This window comes from Chryseobacterium suipulveris (assembly GCF_022811685.1).
GTDB lineage: Bacteria > Bacteroidota > Bacteroidia > Flavobacteriales > Weeksellaceae > Kaistella > Kaistella suipulveris.
The window spans coordinates 2,440,163-2,455,293 of record NZ_CP094532.1; the positions used below are offsets into that span (position 1 = coordinate 2,440,163).

At 40.8% G+C, this 15,131-nt stretch carries 10 protein-coding genes; all 10 read left to right on the forward strand.

Translation table 11 applies throughout. The features are described from left to right. The first annotated feature begins 2 nt into the window (after positions 1-2). Entirely contained in the window at positions 3-617 is a 615-nt protein-coding gene (traK, locus tag MTP09_RS11455) for a conjugative transposon protein TraK (protein WP_055041580.1), read from the forward strand. 2 nt (positions 618-619) lie between these two features. Next, positions 620-973: a hypothetical protein gene (locus MTP09_RS11460; RefSeq protein WP_243548499.1), complete on the forward strand. Its 354-nt coding sequence runs from the start codon at positions 620-622 to the stop codon at positions 971-973. Continuing rightward, positions 969-2,177, forward strand: a complete 1,209-nt coding sequence (gene traM, locus MTP09_RS11465; protein WP_243551654.1) for a conjugative transposon protein TraM — start codon at positions 969-971, stop codon at positions 2,175-2,177. The genes MTP09_RS11460 and traM overlap by 5 nt, the downstream gene beginning before the upstream one ends. 2 nt (positions 2,178-2,179) lie before the next feature. Next, entirely contained in the window at positions 2,180-3,049 is an 870-nt protein-coding gene (locus MTP09_RS11470; RefSeq protein WP_076782001.1) for a DUF4138 domain-containing protein, read from the forward strand. A 248-nt stretch (positions 3,050-3,297) separates the two neighbouring features. Beyond that, on the forward strand, positions 3,298-5,292 hold the full coding sequence (locus MTP09_RS11475; protein WP_243548500.1) for a type IV secretion system DNA-binding domain-containing protein: 1,995 nt from the start codon (positions 3,298-3,300) through the stop codon (positions 5,290-5,292). Next, entirely contained in the window at positions 5,282-6,130 is an 849-nt protein-coding gene (locus tag MTP09_RS11480; protein ID WP_024565603.1) for a M23 family metallopeptidase, read from the forward strand. Before MTP09_RS11475 ends, MTP09_RS11480 begins: the two co-directional genes overlap by 11 nt. After that, positions 6,120-6,830 carry a hypothetical protein gene (locus tag MTP09_RS11485; RefSeq protein WP_185208550.1) on the forward strand — a complete coding sequence of 237 codons (711 nt, stop codon included), beginning with the start codon at positions 6,120-6,122 and terminating at the stop codon, positions 6,828-6,830. Before MTP09_RS11480 ends, MTP09_RS11485 begins: the two co-directional genes overlap by 11 nt. 12 nt (positions 6,831-6,842) lie before the next feature. After that, positions 6,843-9,215, forward strand: a complete 2,373-nt coding sequence (locus MTP09_RS11490; RefSeq protein ID WP_185208552.1) for a JAB domain-containing protein — start codon at positions 6,843-6,845, stop codon at positions 9,213-9,215. 75 nt (positions 9,216-9,290) lie between these two features. Beyond that, a complete protein-coding gene (locus MTP09_RS11495; protein ID WP_185208555.1) occupies positions 9,291-9,971 on the forward strand; it encodes a hypothetical protein in 681 nt (226 codons plus the stop codon). Continuing rightward, the gene (locus tag MTP09_RS11500) at positions 9,964-15,093 is read left to right on the forward strand and encodes a helicase-related protein (RefSeq protein ID WP_243548501.1); all 5,130 of its coding nucleotides are present in this window, start codon (positions 9,964-9,966) and stop codon (positions 15,091-15,093) included. Before MTP09_RS11495 ends, MTP09_RS11500 begins: the two co-directional genes overlap by 8 nt. The last annotated feature ends 38 nt before the right edge of the window (positions 15,094-15,131 follow it).

A 15,131-nucleotide genomic window follows, 5' to 3' on the forward strand; every position in this document is an offset into this window, starting at 1 on the left:
AGATGCTGATCAAAAATATCGAACAAAGAATAAAAATCAACAAGGTAGTTTCATTGGGAACGGTGGCATTTGCCGTAATTATCGTATTGGCGGGCTTCTTCTTTGCCTATAGGATGATTCAGGATTCCAGAAAGTCCATCTACATTTTGGACAACGGAGTTCCGGTACTGGCAAAGCAGACCGATGTCTTGTTAAACAGACCCGTAGAATACAAAGCCCAAATTGAACTGTTCCACCGACTATTTTTCACCTTGGCTCCCGATGATGCCTACATCAAAGAGAATATTCAAAAATCACTGTACCTCATTGACGACAGCGGAAAAAAAGAATACACCAATCTCAAGGAAAAAGGCTTCTACAACCAGATTGTGGCCTCCAGTTCCATGGTCAGTATTCATACGGATTCCATCTCGCTCAATATGGAGCAACAGAAATTCTCCTTTTTCGGAAAGCAGATGATTACCAGAAAGTCTGCCGTGATTACAAGAAAATTGATTACCGAAGGATACTTTGAGGACATCATCCGAAGTCCAAACAATCCGCACGGTGTGATGCTTAAAAATTGGAGGATTATCGACAACGAGGAAATCTCCAACCAAACCAAAAATTCCTACTAAAAATGAAAAATTTTCTAAAACAAACCGTAAAAAAGGGATTGGAATGGGCGGCAAAAAATCCGAAGAAGTTTTTCACTTATTCGATGGTTTTTCTCTCCTTGTCTTTTATCGGATCGCTGATACAGGGAATTTTCTTTCCGAGTCAGTCGGCATTTAAGATTAAGCCCCCAAACCTCTATTCCAAGAGCAACACGACCCAGCAAATTAATAAAAACCAAGAAAAAGAGATGGAGAAAATAGTTAATGAACTCAAAATTTTAAAAATGAAAAGAGACCGAAAAGAACTCCAAAAAGAAGACAGCCTGAGAATAGAATATTTGTACAACCAATACCAAGAACTGCAACATGGACATTAAGAAAATCAACTTTAAGGAAAAAAAATATGTGATGCCCCTTCTGGCATTGCCATTCCTGCTGCTCTTTGTGTATGTGGGTGCCCAATTTACCAAAGAGGACACCTCTAAAAAAGACAAGCCGAAAGAACTTTCCCTATCTCTGGGAGAAACACGGGACTCCATCATGACGAAGAATGATGCCTACGACGCCTTTTTCAAGAAGGACGACAATAGGACGATGCTCGGAGGATTGGACAAGGAACAGGATAGCCTGCTCAGTTATGAAGACCAGTTGTCCTTGGACCAGAAAAGAAAAATAGACTCACTAAAGGCGGTATCGAGCAGACAAAATCAGCAAGCGTCAAAAGGAGGCAACTCTTCCTACTACAATCCAAAACAACAAAACGAGGACAAGGACTTTAAAAGGTCTTCCGAAATCATTAGAATGCTGAACGACAAATCCTACGGAAAACAGGATAATGAGCAACTATCAGAAAATACAAAATCCGGCAATCAAAATGCCCAGCAGGACCCCGTAAAATATTTAAAACAGCAGATGCTCGTTATGGATTCTTTAGAGAAAGCAAGAGATCCGGAATACCAAGCCAAACTATTGGCGGAACAGAAACTCAAGGCAAACAGGGAAAAGATGGACGAGTTCCTCAATTCCACCTTCAATGTCGGCAAGTCGGGAATCAACAGTGGGTTCAATGCCTTCTACAGAAAGAATGAGAACAGCTTCATCAAAGCCGTGATTGATGAGAACAACAAGGGATTTCTGGGAAGCAGAATCCGGTTTCGATTGTTGGAAGACATCTTCGTCGGCAACAGAAAAATTGAGAAAGGCTCCATCCTTTACGGGCAAATCTCGGGATTTTCCATGCAGCGGGTTGACCTCAAGATTGTCTCGGTATTTACCAAGGGAGAAATTCTTCCCGTCAACCTTTCCATCTATGATATCGACGGTTTGAAGGGACTTTATGTTCCGGAAAGCGTCTTCAGGGACATGATTCGGGAAATGGGGAGCAACTCCGTACAGGGAACACAGATGGATATGGGCGGACAGGGATTTTTCACGAGCATCGGCTCAAAATTGTTCACTTCCACCTCCAAATCCATAGCCAACCTCATTAAAACCAACAAAGCCAAACTGAAATACAACTCCTATGTATTTCTCATCGACGAAAAACAGCTTAAAGACTCACAAAACCAACAAAAGAAATAAAAATGAAAACAGCAATCAATATCCTATTATTCCTTATATCCAACCTTTTTATTGCCCAAACCGCAACCAAGGAACAAGTCATTTCGGAATTGCCCGAACTAGTGATTACGGAGGGCGTCAACCTGCACATCATCTCACCGGAACCCATCCAATATGTGGATTTGTCCACCCAAAAACTCACGGGTGATCTACCGAACACCAATATCGCGAGAATCAAGATCACGGATGCTCCTACCAACGTCGACCCAAAGGAAAAGGCAAAAACCACCTCTTTATTGAATGGCGACAAAATAGGAATAATAACCGTTGTAGGTCAGTCTTTTATTGCCCAATATAAGGCTATTTACAGAAATTCGGAAAATAAAAACACCGTGACCAACATCCATATCCAGTCGGAAGAGATGCAGCCGATTGAACTGGACAAAACCCGTTTTTCCAACTTGGAGCTGACCAAGTTTGCGATGGACATCATCCAGAAGAAGACGGAAGAAAATCCAATCAGGGAGCAGAAAGATCTTAAACTCAGTATGCAGCTCAACAATGTGTACGTTATCAGCGACTATATCTTTCTCGATATGACCTTCAAAAACAGCTCGAACCTGAGTTACGATATCGAAGACCTAAAATTTTCCATCGAGGACAAAAAAATCTACAAGGCGACCAACAATCAAAGCATCGAGATGACACCGATTTTTAGACTTTACGCCCCGAAACATTTCAGGAAAAATTTCAGAAACATCTATGTCTTCAAAAAATTCACTTTTCCGAACAGCAAGGTGATGATGATCCGCCTGATTGAGGAACAACTCTCGGGAAGAACCATCGACATGAAGGTGAATTATTCAGATATTTTAAAAGCAGATACATTTTAGTTATGAACCCATTACCAACAGAATTAATTATTGTCCTTCTCCTGGCGTTCATCGCTTTCATCGCTTCTTGCATATCCATATTTTTTTTATTCCGTCTCAGAAAAGCAAAGAAGGAAATAGAAAAGGAAATTATAAAAATGGCTTATCTGAAAGCGTGGTATAAGGAGATTGCAGTGAAGATTTATGGTAAAGACCGTATTGAGGAAGAAGAGAAAGAGTTTTTAAAAAACTACAATTTATAGGAAGTAATGCAGGAACAACAACACCAAATTAAGATTTACGGATTCCTTCAGAAGGCGGTTTATGCGGTCGTGGCATTGGATTGTGCGTCGCTTTTCTACCTCGATGCAGATATTCCTATAGTTTCAAACCTATTGAAAAATTTCTCGAAGATGAGTTTCTTTTACCCACCCATCAACGCAAAGTTTGCGACCCTGATTCTCATTGGATTGGTCGCTGTCGGGACAAAGGCGAAGAAGAAAAAGGATTTGAACATCGCCACGGAAATCGTAATCCCCATGATATTGGGCTTGTTGATGATTTTTTCTTCACTCGTTTGGCAAAACGAGGCAGGAAACTCCAAACTCCCTAAAATTTTTCCTGCGCTGAATCTTTATCAGGTCATCTATGCCGTATTGTCTTTTTTGGGTGCAGTAATCCTTCAAATGGGAGCAGACGCCATCTCAAAACTCATGCAACAAAAAATGGGAAAAGACCGATGGAATGTAGAGGAAGAAAGTTTTGCCCAAAATCAGGAACTTGTAGAAACGGACACCTCGATCAATATCCCATATCTCTTCAGATACAGTAAAAAAATCAACAAGGGATGGGTCAATATCAATCCATTTCGTGGGACGATGGTGATTGGAACGCCTGGAAGTGGAAAGTCTTTCGGAATCATCAATCCCGCAATCAGGCAAATGATAGCGAAAGGCTTCTGCCTGTGTATTTACGATTTCAAGTTTCCCGATTTGGCGCAGATTGCCTACTACCATTATCTGTTGAAGAAAAGCAAAGATTCAGGGTATGAATACGATTTTCATGTCATCAATCTGAACGAGGTAGAAAAATCCAAAAGGGTAAATCCATTCAAAAAAGAATACATCCAAACCTTGGCGGAAGCACAGGAAATGGCGGAGTCAATGGTATCGTCGCTCCAAAAGGGAGGTTCAAGTTCGGGAGGCGGCTCCGATGCCTTTTTCACCCAATCTGCCATCAACTTTCTTTCGTCGAGTATCTACTTTTTTGCCACCTACGAGGACGGAAAATATTCGGATTTACCACATATCCTGTCCTTTATGAACCGAAGTTACAAGGAGATTTTTGACACACTTTTTACCAACGAGGAAATATTCTCACTGCTTTCTCCCTTTAAGACGGCGTATGAAAACAAGGCATTTGACCAGTTGGAGGGACAGGTCGGAACCTTGAAGATATTTCTCTCACGATTGGCGACCAAGGAAAGTTTCTGGGTGTTTTCGGGCGACGAAGTGGAACTAAAAATTACGAACAGGGAGAATCCTTCCATCCTGATTTTGGCATCCGATCCAGGAACGCAGGACATCAATTCCGCCCTTTATTCATCGGTTTTGAACAGGACTTTACGACTCATCAACTCCAAACACAATTTGCCGGGAGGAATTATTGCTGACGAGTTTCCCACCATCTACATACATAAAATCGACAACGTGGTGGCGACCGCAAGGAGCAACAAAGTGGCAGTCTTATTGGGACTTCAGGAAATCCCACAACTCCGACAGTTTTACAAAAAAGAAGTTGCCGACACCATTTCCGCCATTGTTGGAAATATCCTTTCAGGTTCCGCAAGGGACAAAAATACTCTGGAATGGCTGGAGAAACTGTTCGGAAAAATCAAGCAAAAATCCTATTCCCAATCCATCTCCCAACAAGGAACGACGACCAGCATCAACGAGAAAATGGACTTTATGATTCCTGCAGGAAAAATTGCGACGCTCAAAACTGGCGAAATGGTCGGAATGATTGCTCAGGGCGAGGAAAACGACACCGAGGAATACAAAACTTCGGCGATGAACGGCAAAATCAATTTGGATATGAAGGCCATCAAACAGGAAGAACACAACTATGTGAAAATGCCTTCCTATTACTCATTTGTCGACAAAATGGGAAACAATCGTAAAAACGATGTCCTGATGACCAACTTCAGAAAAATCAATAAGGAGGTTGAATTAATCGTAAATGAATTTACTAAAAATGAAAAATAGAACGACAATAATAACATTAACAATTCTCCTTTTAACAGGCGGTTATTCCATGGCTCAATTCAATACGCTGATGCCGACAAAACCACACAAAACGGAAGACTTTAAAATTATGGAAACCCCAAAAGAGGAGAATTCCAACCAAAAAAAGGAGAAAAAATCGTGGAAAGAAATCTTCAACATCACCCCAAAATCGGAACTGAAAAACGAAACCGAAAGTTCAATGAAGATGTTAACGAGTCAAATCGACTCTCTAAAGACGATGCTTAAAAACTACCATAATGGAAACAATCAAAGTAACGTGGACTACAAAAAGATGAAAGATTCACTATTTGAACTGATGCAAAATTTTCAACCCGAAAAAAAGCAGGAAAAGGATTTTGAAACCACCTTTGAAGGTTTACGGAAAAATATCTCAATGCCTTTGCGCAATAGAATTAGCGTGACTTCGCCTTACGGAACAAGGATGCATCCAATTTTCGGCACTGCAAAAATGCACAACGGAATTGACCTCAAAGCCAACTACGAAGATGTTCACGCCGTGCTTGATGGAATCATTACCGAAGCAGGTTGGGATTCCAAAGGCGGTGGAAACTACATCAAAATCAAACATTTCAACCGATTTGAAACCTCCTATCTCCACCTCTCCGAAATCTACTACAAAGTCGGGGAAAAAGTGAGGGCGGGCTTCATCATCGGGAAAAGTGGAAACACCGGAAACTCTACCGGACCGCACCTGCATTTTGCGGTAAAGGAGTTTGGACAAAGCATCAATCCCTACCATTTCTTAAACGACCTAAACAAAGCAAACAATTTAATCGCAACCTATTATGCAAACTGAAAACCTACCTACCGAAGAACTTAAAAAGTTCGGCATCATCAACGAAGACTTGTCATTTTCAAAAAAACTGAAAGCGGACGACATCCAAAAATTTCTGCAGGGCTACACCATCGTCGCAGACAACGACAAGAACAGGGCAATCTTCCAACTCACGGAAAACAACACCCGACTGAAAGTCATCTTTCTGGAGCGGGATAAAAGCATCTCCGAAATCCTCAAGAACAGTAAGGACAGAATTGTGTATTCCACTATTCAAGACCTTTCAAATCAAAATGAACAGAAACTTTCGCTTGAGAAAAAGGCATTTATCTACGACAAGGAAAACAACATCGTTGCCGAATTCGACCTCATAAAAAACGCCACCGAACTCACCGCAATTATTGCCGACAAAAAGGATGTCGTGGAAATGAACCGCTACAAGAACGAACTTCAGAAACTGAAAAATTTTCTGATGGATAAAATGGACCAATATCCCGAAATCGCCAAGGAAATTTCCAACGACTTGAACATCGTTTCAAGAGAAATCAACACCGTGAACAGCATCTCACCCGATGAAAAACAGATTTTAAAAGGTGGCAATTCTGAAATTGACCTGAACGTCAATGACAGGGATACGTACGAAGACGCGAACCGAAACCGGGAAGAACACGAAGAAGAAATCGTACAGGAACAGGAGAAACGCCGTGGATTCCGCAGATAAATTTTTGAAAAGATGGAAACAGAAACGATTAATTACCAGAGCAAATATGGACCGAACACGAATTTCCAATTTCCGACGGACGAGGATACGCAATATCTCAAAACGTCGGCGGGCGAAGTATTACCCTACAAACTCTTCAGCGGGAGAAATGATGCTGACCCAAATTCCGCCCTCCTACGGGAAAAGGACAATCAAGGATACGCCAATGATTTTGCGCTCGTAGAGAGACAGTTTTCGGAAAATAAAAGTCTTTCATTCATGGCGGGAACCAAAGTTTCCGATGTGAACGATGTGGCTTGGCTTTTCCGTGCACTCGAAGACGAGGCGGTGGAACACACCTTTGCACTCTACAAATTCAAGGACGACAGCTACCTCGTTCAGCATCTTTCAACAGGCGGTATTACTTCCACAGTGGTGGATTTGCGTTTGTTGACGGGAAACGTCTTCAAAATGCAGCCCGAAAGCATCACGCTCGTCCACAACCATCCTAGCGGACAACTGATTTCGAGCAAACACGACCGAATGTTGTTGCAAAGGTTGCACGAAATCTTCGACCACACGGGAATCAAGGTGGAAGACGGCATCGTCATCAATCTTCGTTCGGGGAAATATTTAGTATTCAACGGAGATTTGGGAAGCGACCAAGTGTTGGAACTTTCGGTGCAAAACCAACAGCAGCGAAAAGTCAGCACCTTTTCCTTTAACAAGCAGATTTTTGCCGCCAATTATCAGCCGTTTAAAATCAATAGTCCCGAAGATACCGCCGCCTATATTTCGAGTCAAAAGTTTGGGTTGTCGGACAAAACGGAAGCCATCATCCTGAACAATGCGAACGATATCGTGGGAAAATTCATTCTTCCGCAGCATCGACAGTTCGAGAAACTGACGGAACTGATGACCATCCACGCCGGAACGGGAGTTATCCTTTATGGGAACAATGTGAACGAGCAGATGTATAAGGAATACCGCGAAAAACTCGAACTGATGGGGTTCACAGCATTGGACGCGATTTTATTGGAAAGCGGAAACTACCACTCCCTTTACGAAAAGACCAAAATCAATGTCTATAACCATCTCGTGGACAAATTCAGCAAGAACCAACTGAATGCGGAACCCATTGTCGGCGTATCGGAAAACAACCCAAATAATAGTTACTCTAAAAATTTTAGAAATATGGAAGAACCACCACAAATGGATTACGTCAAACTGTTTATTGACGATTCCGAAGGTAATACCAAGCACGAATTTGAAATCTCCTTGACGGAAGACGACAAAGTGAACTACAGCCAGATTGCCTCAAAAATCCAGCTGTATCGAAAGCCGGAAGACCATGTTTTGCTATTCGTTGGCGGAGAACTGCTTACCTACGAGGGAAATGAGGAAACAGAAAAAATCATCGATTCCCTTAAAAGTCTTTTTCTTCCCGATGAGAAAAAACGGAGCAATTTATTCAGCCAAAGTAATTTTCATTCGAGATTTAAAGAAGAAATGGATGCCACAAGGTCAGGATTTTCGATAGACGACATCATTGGAGAGCCTTCTATAAAAGATTACGCCAAAATGAACGGAGATGACTTAACACAACACCTCAATAAAAACAAAGAATATTTTAACAATCAAACCCCAAACATTATGGAAACACAAAAAGAATTCAACCAGGTAGATTATCTAAAAAATCAGCTTAAATACCTCGGTTTCGGCGAAGATGAAAAACTTCACAAAGAATTGGAAAAAGGCATCAAGTCCAAAAACCAGCAATTCGAAATCAAAACTTCATCGGACAAGGCACTGCCCGGAAACAAGGTCGATTTTGCCTTGAAATTCAACAAGACGGAAAGCGGCGGCGTTTTCCTCAACTCCTACGACGCCAAATTAAAGAATGAGAAAGGCGAAGACATCACCCACAATTTTTCGGTAAACAGAGAAAACACCTTTACCGCGAAAGAAGCAGTAAACCTTTTGGAGGGAAGAAGTGTGAAAATCGAGTTCCACAACCCAAAGAGCGACCAGTCGGAAACCGCCTTCGTGCAGTTCAACTTTGAGGAGCCAAAGACGGAGAAAGGAAACTATATGTTCCAGAATTTCTACAAAAACTACGGTGTCGATACCGACAAAATCGTGGAAAAAGCCAACCTCGTTTTCGAAAAGCCGGAATACAGGGAAAACACCATCAAATCCCTTGAAAAAGGAAATGTGGTGAAAGTGAAATTTGAAATGGACGACAAAATAATGGAAGGAAAAGCGGTGCTCAATCCGCAATACAAGAACCTGAACCTTTACGACAACGACATGAACCGCATCAACACCAACAAACCCTTGCAGGGACTGGAAAATGAAGAAAAACAGGAAAAAGCCCATGTGAAGGAACAGAGCATCAAACGATAATAAATAATACCTGACTATTATCCGAAGGCGGTAAGTCAAATTTTGATTTGCCGCTTTTTTTTAAATGTAATCATTATGAAAATCAAATCCATATTTTTAGTCCTAGTTTCCATACTTTTTTTAAGTTCATGCCACAAGGAAATCAAATCCGAAAAAGGCGGAATAGACCTTATTTCTAATGTCTATTTTGATGCCTCCAGAGGATTGGACAAGATGCAGAGTTTCCACATCTCGAAAATGAGTTATTCGGAAAACCAAATTATCGAACTGGTTCCAGACCACACCTTTCCCGAAATGAATCAAAATGCCTATCTCGTGAGAGATTCTTTGTGCTATCCATTGGATGCTGAAAACGGCAACATCATTCTTTCCGATATTCTTGAAAAACAAAAACCGTCACCAGTTTGGAACAAGAAGGACGGCGCCATTTTCTCAAAAGAAATGATTCCCAACTATAAGAACAGGCGGAAACTCTCCGACACGGTGTTATTCAAGAAAAAATACAGACGCTTCGAAGTCAATTCTCCGTGGAACTATACCCGTTTCTACATCTATCCAACCGACACGATTCTGCCTTATTCCCTCTACAGACACGCCGAAAAGGACTACGGCGGAAGATTGGAGCGCATCGACTCCTACAACAAGAAGACCGACATCTTTGTAAGCCTGCAACTTCTTCCAAGAAAAAACTGGGACGACACGGCGAAAGACATTTTTGAGTTCAACCACTTCGTAAAAAACAGAAAAAGTGAGTGAGACATCCTATTTAAACCATCCTAGTTCAGAAATTTCCGTTATCGAGGGAACTAAAAACGAACTGATTGTCTTTCACAGCAATAACGACAAAGATTCCTTTTTGGAACTTTTAAAACTGAACAATCAGAACAATGGCAGAACCCTTGTAACGGTCAATTCAGGAGAAAATATCGAAAAGTTTGTCGATAGGTTCAAAAACTACGACGGAAAGATATTTCTGTGTCTAACCGGTGATGATGACGGAAATAGGTCTACACAAAAAATCCTCAATGAATTTCAAAATAAAAATATCAAGGACATCCGCCTGCTGTATGGAATTTCTAAAAATGGGAACCAAAACCTGGAAGAATATTTAAAAAATAAACTCCAAGTTCAAGAGAAAAATACTACTTTAGTTGAACAAAAAACGATAAGAAATGAAGACGATGGAACTCAATCCGAAGGAATTTCCGACACTCAGCACTTGGGAGCCGAACTTTCTCAACGAAATTCTGGAGAATCTAACCAAAGAAGCAAACCCAAGCAAAACGGAAATCACTTTGGAGGACAAGCTGTGGACGGCAACCATGCTGGAAATGGACTTGAAGACACAATCTGGAAGCATCTGGTCGGAAAACCAGAGCGAGGACCCGTTGACGGAACACAACCGCAAAATGCTGCAAAAAATGAGGGAGCAGAACATTCCTTGGGCGGAATCGTATCCGGGAGAAATGTATCCAATAGAATAGCAGAAATAGTAAAAACATCTACTCAAAACAATGAGGTATTAGGGGTTCTTATTTCAAAATATAAAGGTCAAAAACTGACCAATGAACAAGTTGCGGAAGTTGTTTCCGCCGCTTGTTTTGTTTCCAGCGATAAGCAAGTTAAACTCAAGGAAAGTCTTAACATTACCGAGGATTTAAAAGAGATCTGTCATCAATTCAAAAGTGGCGGAACAGCTAAAGAAGGCAGGGGAATTTTGGATGAATACTACACCGATTCAAGGATTGTAGATGCCGTCAGAAATTTAATCAAAGACCAGTTTAAGAACAGGCAGGAAATTTCGGTATTGGAACCCAGCGTTGGAACGGGAAATTTTCTGTATGCAGTGAAAGAATTGGGAATCAAGTCCAATATCACTGCCTTTGAAATCAACGAAACCACCGCAAAGATTGCGAAAATCCTTCATCCCGAAGCCCACATCCATCTCCGCTCCTTTGAAACCGAGTTTATCGACGAGAAAGGCAACAAGAAGGAATTTGCCGAAAAATACGATTTGGTTATCGGTAATCCACCCTACGGCGACCATCGCGGATTATACAAAGGTTTGGGAGAAGAACCCAAAATCTCCAAATACGAGGACTATTTTGTCAAAAGGTCTTTAGATTCTCTTAAACCCAATGGAGTTGTGGCAATGGTGCTTCCTTCGGGTTGGTTGAACCGACAAGCCCAACTAAAAAATGCAGATATTTTGGAAGGTTTTCGTCTGCCGAATGGTGCTTTTGCCGGAACTCAGGTAGGAACGGACATTATTATTCTGCAAAAAAATTCCCAGAAAATCTCTACAGATATTTCCAATTATTTTGAAAAACATCCCGACAGGATTTTAGGGGAAACCCGAGAGAAAACCAACCGTTTTGGGAGGTTGGAAAACTATGTCTATGGAAATTTAGAGGACGCCTTATCTAGGATTGAGCAACTCAAAAATAAAAAGCAGACCGAAAGAATTGGAAACCTCTTTGAAGATTTGTTTTTGGAGGTTGATCAACCTAAAGGAGAATCAAAAAGCAAAACTTTAGAAAAAACCATTCCCGCTAAAACAGAAGAAATTGACCTTTCAGAAACGAAAGATAAAATTGAGCAAGTTCTTTCCAGACTTAATGAAGTAAAATTCAAATCTCCCGCGATTGAAAAGGAAATTGAAAAGTATTCCAAACTCCAATCCCAAATTTTTGATAATCCGAAAGATTTTTCGAAAGACCAAATTAATGAAATTCATCGAAAAGCGGATAAAATCATCCAATCACACAGCGAGAAAAATGCGGAATACCGAATTCAGACCAAACCGGAAATCAAGAAAGGGATATTAAAATATCAATTTTTGAAAGCCGATGAAGTGGTGAATGCCTCGCTTCAGAACAGCACCGATATTACCAAAGAACAGATTGAGGCATTTCGGGACACTTCCTACGATGGAACATTAAACAATCACGGAAAGCATTACCAGTTTGCCAACTATATTGACGGAAATTGGGTTCACGATTTCTATTACGGCGAAGGAAATATCTATAAAAAATTAGAGCAACTTAAAATAGACTTTAAAGATAAGTTTTCGGTTGGCGGAACCGAAAATCAGTATGAGAAGCAGAAATCTTTATTGGAAAGCGTCCTTCCAAAACCAAAAACTTTAGATGAAATCTCCATCAGTCCCAACCACGAATTTGTCCACCAGTTTGATTTTGGAACCGTTGAAAAAGAACGCTGGAATCAAAACACGAGACAGACGGAAACCGCAACCGTTCCCTATAACCTTGCTGAAAAATTCAAGGATTTTGTCGGAACACTTTCGAGTGAGGCATTTGCAGGTTCCTCATCTTGGGAGGTCAGAAGTTTTGTAGACAACGAAAACGTTACGGGAAGCGACAAGGAACGGAATGCCTTGGTTCGTGAAAGACGAAAAGCCGCAGCCAATGATTTGTTTCAAAAATTTTTGAGGGAAGAGTTGTCGGACGATTTAAGGGAGCGTTTCGTAAAAGATTTTAACCGAAACTACAACAACCTCTCTGTTCCCGACTATTCAAAATTTCCATTGTTTTCAAAAATCCATTTGAATTTTAAAGGAAGAGAACTGCGCTTAACCGAAGTGCAAAAAGCAGGAATCGGACGACAGACAACCAAAGGTGTTGGATTACTCGCACACGAGGTTGGATTTGGAAAAACATTGTCGGGAATTCTCTCCATGCACGAAGCGATGGAGAGAGGTAACGCAAAAAGACCGCTGATTGTCGTTCCCAATGACAGCATTCTGAAACAGTGGGTGGAAACCATTTTTGAAACCATTCCCGAAGCCAAAGTGAATGTCTTGGGAAATCTCGGAAAAGACTTCGACCTCTCAAAATTCGACAACAAGGATGGGGAAATCACCATCGTCACTTACGAGGGTTTTAACAATATCGGTTTTTCTGAAAATATTACCCAAAATCTGGCTTCCAAGTTCTCCTATATTTCAGAAAATGAATTAAGAAGTGTAAACACCATCAGCGAAAGGGATTTTCAGAAAGAACTGGAAAAAGAAAAAGAACTGGTGGGTAAAATGAAGCGTGGCAAGATTTACGATTGGGAAGACTTTGGTTTTGACCATCTGACTTATGACGAAGTCCACAACGCGAACCATATCGTAGGAAAAGTAAGAATAGAAGACCGCCGATTTGCTTCAGACTTTAGAAATCAAAACCAGCAGACTTCAAAGTTGGGTATCAATACTTGGATGGCTGCGCAATACATCCAAGAAAAGAACGACGGTAGAAATGTTACCTTGCTTTCTGCAACGCCATTTACCAATAAACCACTGGAATATTATTCTATTCTCTCCTTGATTGCGAACAAGAGATTAGAAGAATCGGGCTACTTCAATGTGAATACCTTCTTTGAAACCTTTATGGAGGCAGACAACGACATGGAGATTGACGCAAAAGGTGATGTGAAATTCAAGGCGAATGTTCGACGTTTTAAAAACAATTCGCTGTTTCAGCAACTTTTATCTGAATTTATTGATATCAAAGGCGAAGAAGACAATCCAGAATTGGTGCGGCCCAACCGAATCAACAAGGAATATAAGATTGAGCAGAACTATTTAACGAGTGAGCAATACGAAATGCTCAATGAAAACTTTACCGAAACCCAAAAAGGGGCAATTCTTACGCATATCCTTAATGCCCGTTTGATTGCGATTTCACCATATCTTTCTCCCTATTATGAAGGAGAAGAACCGTCTTTAGAAGAGTTTATAGAGGATTCTCCGAAACTAAAACAAACGATGGATTTGATTCGGCAGAACAAAAACGACATTCCGGATTCGGGACAGATTATCTACTCTGAATTAGCTGTTTCGGAATTTCTGAAACTAAGGGAATATTTGGTACGGGAGGTCGGCTACAAACCGGAAGAAGTCGGAGTCATCACCGGAGCAACCAGCAAACCAAACCGTTTAAAGATTCAGGACGATTTCAATTCCGGAAAAATAAAGGTGGTCATCGGAAGCGAGGCGATTCAGGAAGGAATGAACCTTCAGGAAAATACGACGGATATTTACATGCTTTCTCTTCCGTACAACTTTACCTCTCTACGGCAAGTGGAAGGTCGTGCTTGGCGACAAGGAAATAGGAACGAAAATGTAAGAATCAACTTTATGTTGACCAATGACAGCATTGATGTCTTTATGCTTCAAAAATTGCAATCCAAACAGGCAAGATACTTGGAGGCAATGAAGAAGGGAGCCGATGTTTTGGATATTTCTGACATCAGCACGCAGGAACTGAAAACCGCCATTATCACGAATCCCGAAACCAGAGCGAATATAGAAATTGAACTGATGAAAAAGCAAATTGAAACCGAAAAAAATAAATTTTTGGCTGATTCTGCTTTTGTGCTTCGAAAATATGACAGTTTTATTAAAATTCAGGAAGAAGTAACTAAAGCGCAACATAACTACAACCGAATCTTAGGCTATTCCAAGGAAGAGGGCGACAATGCCGAATACTGGAAAAACCAGCTTCCATTTTATCAAAAAACGATTGATTTGACAAAGGAGAAAGTCCAAGAGGAAATTGATATTCTTTCTCAAAAAGGCGTGAATGTGACGGAGATTGAACAGCAGACAAAAATTACTGAAGATAAGATTGCTGAATTGGATAAAAGGTTGGAGGATTTGCCTAATGTTCGGGAGGGATTGGTTGAGAAGTATAGGGAGGAGAAGGAAATGCAGTTGAAAATTAATGAGACTGGAAATTATTTAGGGGAGCGAGCAATTGAAAATGTGCTCTTATTTAATAAAAATAATTCCGAACGGATTAATATAGCTATAGAAAGACTGGATGTGCAAAAAGAAGCTGAAAAAGAATATTACAAAATAGGGAGATAAAAAACAGGGACTCAAAGTCCCTGTTTTAGTCCCTGTTA

What these genes read in the sequence shown, in the direction of transcription:
- MTP09_RS11470 (WP_076782001.1), top strand. Translation starts at nt 2,180, where the DNA reads ATGAAAACAGCAATCAATATCCTATTATTCCTTATATCCAACCTTTTT.
- traK (WP_055041580.1), top strand. Translation starts at nt 3, where the DNA reads ATGCTGATCAAAAATATCGAACAAAGAATAAAAATCAACAAGGTAGTT.
- MTP09_RS11490 (WP_185208552.1), top strand. Translation starts at nt 6,843, where the DNA reads ATGGAAACAGAAACGATTAATTACCAGAGCAAATATGGACCGAACACG.
- MTP09_RS11475 (WP_243548500.1), top strand. Translation starts at nt 3,298, where the DNA reads ATGCAGGAACAACAACACCAAATTAAGATTTACGGATTCCTTCAGAAG.
- MTP09_RS11485 (WP_185208550.1), top strand. Translation starts at nt 6,120, where the DNA reads ATGCAAACTGAAAACCTACCTACCGAAGAACTTAAAAAGTTCGGCATC.
- MTP09_RS11480 (WP_024565603.1), top strand. Translation starts at nt 5,282, where the DNA reads ATGAAAAATAGAACGACAATAATAACATTAACAATTCTCCTTTTAACA.
- MTP09_RS11460 (WP_243548499.1), top strand. Translation starts at nt 620, where the DNA reads ATGAAAAATTTTCTAAAACAAACCGTAAAAAAGGGATTGGAATGGGCG.
- MTP09_RS11495 (WP_185208555.1), top strand. Translation starts at nt 9,291, where the DNA reads ATGAAAATCAAATCCATATTTTTAGTCCTAGTTTCCATACTTTTTTTA.